Annotated in this window: 1 protein-coding gene; it reads left to right on the forward strand. The window is 62.0% G+C overall.

Annotation, left to right across the window (positions count from 1 at the left end; all coding sequences use genetic code 11):
* The coding region (locus tag LG198_RS00020; protein WP_230341132.1) for an RHS repeat domain-containing protein at positions 1–2,458 on the forward strand (2,458 nt) is incomplete at both ends.

Raw genomic sequence — 2,458 nt, forward strand, 5'->3', positions numbered from 1 at the left:
CGGTGCTGGGCACCCTGATGGGCGGCAAGACCAGCACGCTGGGCACGGCGGTGAGCAGCCTCGCGGGCGGCTACAGCGAACTCAAGGCAGGTTATGACAGGGCAGGTCAAGTCATTAGCCGGACCGATGCCTTGGGCAACCTCAACACGCAAGGCTACAACGCCTTTGGCGAGCTTGCCTCCGAGAACTTCAAGATCGATGCGGGGCCGAATGGCTCAACCAATTACACTTATGACCGCCGTGGCAACCTCAAAAGCAAGGTCATGTTTGAAGGCGGTTTCTACCTCAGCAACACCCATGCCTATGATGCCTTTGGGCGTGTCACCCAAAGCGCGGATGGGCGTGGCAACACCACCAAGTACGAATACGACCGCCTGGGCCGCCAGATCACCCTGATCGACGCTACCAACACCACAAGCCGGACCACCTACGATGCCCATGACCGCATCCTGACCAAAGTGGATGGGCGCAATCAGACCACCACCACCGTCTACAACAGCGCGGCGCGCACCATGGTCATGACCACGGCGGAAGGCATCCAGGTCACGACCACCACCAACGGCTTCGGCGAGACCGTCAGCATCCAGGATGGCCGCGGCAACACGACCACCTATGCCTACAATGCCGATGGCCAGCTCATCCGCACCACCACCCCGGACAATGCGGTCAGCCTGATCGACTACGACAAGGCGGGTCGGGTCTGGATCACCACCGACGCCCGCGGGGTGGAGACCGTCTACCGTTATGACGAGGCCAACCGGCTCCTCAGCCGCCGGGTGGAGACCGATGGCGACTCCTTTACCACCTTGTACTACTACGATGCCCAGGGCCGCAAGGCTTGGGAGCGCGATGCCAACAACATCTGGACACGCACCGACTATGACGCCCAGGGACAGATCATTGCCATCGTGGTCGATCCTCTTGTGGTCGCGACCAATGCTACGGGCGGCACGGCCGCCAATCCCACCGGCCTCAACCTGCAGACCACCTTCACCTACAACGCCCTGGGCCAGCAGGTACGGGTGACCCAAGGCGCTGGCACGCCCCATGCCCAGACCGTGGAATACAAGTACGACCGCCTGGGTCGCCGTACCCAGGAAATCGTCGATCCGGACGGCTTAGCGCTCAAGACCACCTACACCTATAGCGGTGCGCACTACGTCATGAGCAAGACCGATGCGCTGGGCAACGTTACGCGTTATACCTACGACGCCAACAACCGCGTGATCCATACCGTGGATGCACTGGGCCAAGTCACGGCCAATACCTACGATGGCAATGGCAATATCACCAAGGTTACCCAATACGCAACGGCTATCAGCCTCGCTGGCCTGCCGCTCAATACCCCGCTCAATGATGTGGCATCACGCATTGTAGCCAATGCGGCGGACCGGGTGACCCAATACGTCTACGACAAGGACAACCGCCTCAGCTTCACGGTGGATGCCAACCGTTACGTCACCCGTCATGAGGTCGACGCTGCAGGTAACGTCGTCAAGCGCACCCAGTATGCCAGCGTCCTGCAGGGCACCCTGGCCGCGAATGGCAACATCGAGATCCGCACCAGTGGTGCGGGCACGGGGGCCTATCTGCTCGCGAATACCAGTCAGGACCGGGTCGAGCAGACCGTCTACGACCAGCTTAACCGTGTGAGCTTCAGCCTGGATGCCGAAGGCTATGGCACGAGCTACGCCTACGACCTCATGGGCAACCTGACCAAGGTGACGCAGTACGCCAACAAGATGCAGGGCACGCTGGCGACCAATGTGGCGCCGACGATAGTATCCGGGACAGGGACCGGCAACACCATCACGCTGGACAGCGCGCGCGACCAGGTCACGCACCACTACTACGACCAGCGCAACCTGAAAAGCGCGACGATCGATGCCGCAGGCTACCTCACCACCTACCGCTACACCCTCAACGGCCAACTGGGCACCACCACCCGCTACACGGTCAAGCCGGGCAGCGTGACCGACAGCAGCTACAGCCACACCCTGCAGGGCGACAGCCAAGCCAGCCAGCGCGTGTACGACAAGGCGGGCCGCCTCCAGGAACTGCGGGAAGCGGTTGGCACGAGCGACCAGATCAACACCCTCTACGCCTACGATGCGGCGGGCCACCTCATTAGCAAGACCATCGCCTATGGCACCGGTGCGGCGGTCACCACCCGTTACGCCTACGACAAGGCGGGCCGGCTCCTTGACGAAACCCGCGCCCACGGCACGCCTGAGGCCATCACCACCCATTACGAATACGACGCCTTGGGCAACCAGGTGCGCATCCTCGAAGCCTATGGCACCGCCGACCAGCGCCTGACCCAGCAGCAATTCGACACCCTGGGCCGCAAGACCGGGGCCATTGATGCCCTGGGCCACAGCATCACCACCGAATACAACGCCTTTGGCGACATCGTCAAACTCACGGACGCCAACGGCAACGCCGGCTATTTCTATAC

This window comes from Methylobacillus arboreus (assembly GCF_020532725.1).
GTDB lineage: Bacteria > Pseudomonadota > Gammaproteobacteria > Burkholderiales > Methylophilaceae > Methylobacillus > Methylobacillus arboreus.